Source organism: Candidatus Accumulibacter phosphatis (genome assembly GCF_012939955.1).
In the GTDB taxonomy this organism is placed as follows: Bacteria; Pseudomonadota; Gammaproteobacteria; order Burkholderiales; family Rhodocyclaceae; genus Accumulibacter; species Accumulibacter delftensis.
In genome coordinates this window covers 1-1,466 of record NZ_SPMY01000094.1, presented here as the reverse complement: position 1 = coordinate 1,466, position 1,466 = coordinate 1, and the positions used below count along the sequence as shown (strand labels likewise).

Annotated in this window: 1 protein-coding gene; it reads right to left on the bottom strand. The window is 54.1% G+C overall.

The window, feature by feature from the left end:
• Positions 1–557 precede the first annotated feature (557 nt).
• Positions 558–1,466, bottom strand: a 909-nt coding sequence (locus tag E4Q23_RS21225) for a hypothetical protein (protein WP_169068469.1), incomplete at its 5' end; no start/stop codon positions are given.

The following is a 1,466-nucleotide window of genomic DNA, read 5'->3' as shown; positions in this document are numbered from 1 at the left end:
CCCGCCGTGGCTTCTATTTGCGTTGTCTATCCCGTGAACGTTGCCGAAAGCTAGTGGGCGTTGGCGGGGAGTGTAATTGATAACACGTTATCACGCTATCATGATAGCATGTAAACATGGTTGTTGTTTACGGAAGAAACTCTTGCGAATCCTGGTGGAGGTTCTCTAACCCGCAACCCGGATAGTCTGACACGGGACAATCTGTCGATTGAACAACTCGTCGTCGTCTTCTTGTTTGTTGATTTCTGCATGGCAAGGCCGTAGGGAACTTGCTTCCTTGTTGCTGTTGCCTCTGAGCGTGTAACGCGATCACTCTCAAAAGCCGTGGGCTTGGTTTGTGTTTATGCCTATGGCAAGCATAGTTGCCCACCGGCGGGAACAAGGATAAAGACTTTTTAAAGGATAAAAAAAGGATAAAAGAATAGGGCGAAAAAAACAGAGGTTTTTTTCTTTTATAACAATATTTTAAAAAAACGACCCGTCAGCTGGACAACCTGCCACCTGTCAGTTGGACAACCTGCCTTTTGCCAGTGACCTGTCAGCTGGACAACCTGCCTTTACCGCGTCCGCATAGGCTTATCCACAGGCCTATCTAGGGCTGCTGCTGGTCTTTGACTCGGGGCCGAGGTTTGCCGTGCAAGCGTGTTGGCGATGCTCTTGGCGTCGTTCTGGCGGCGGTTGGCGGCCTTCTGCTCGGCAGCAAATTCGCGGGATGGGAACAGCGTATAGCTCGCGTCTTCCAGCTTCCCGCGACTGCCGCGTTGCTCGACCTTCTTGCACGCGTAGAGCACGCCCAATTCCTTGATTTCCGTCCACGCATCGTCGAGAGCGGCGATCGCCTGGCGTTGCTGTTTGTAGCCTTCCAGCAAGCCGCTGTCGCGCTTGATCGTGCTGAAACGCATCTCAAAGCTGTTGGTGATAGCCGCTGCAGTGTATTTCAGCACGAGCTGGCTAATGAGCCAGCGAGCGAGTTGGGTACGGCATTTCATCAGACGCCGGTAATTGAACTGCCGATAGGCGACCTTATCGATGCTTTCCGTGACGAACGGGTGAAACTCCACATACCATTTGGCTTCTGGATTCTTCTCCAGGTCGTCGCGCTTTACCCCTATCAGCTTTGGAAAATAAGTTGAGCGGGCAAAGTGCCGAACGCCGAGAGGATCGGCGGGGTCGCTGGTTTCAAGGTCAATGGCCCCTAACGACAGCACATCCATTCCTTCGGCCAAGTCCCTGTAGGTCATGGCGTGGCCTTGACTGGCCAGCTCCTGCCGCAACCGATGAAGCGTGAAAATCAAGCCGCTGCGCCGATCTGGCTGGTCATAGAAGCCTGCTGGGGGTGCTGCGGCGAGGCGACGCAAAGCGTGTTCTATCAGCTCTTCGCGGGCACTTGGGTAATATTCAATCGTCTCCTCCGTCGGGTTTCCAGCCTCGTCGCGCACTTCAATACGGGCGGGGCGGACGACTGC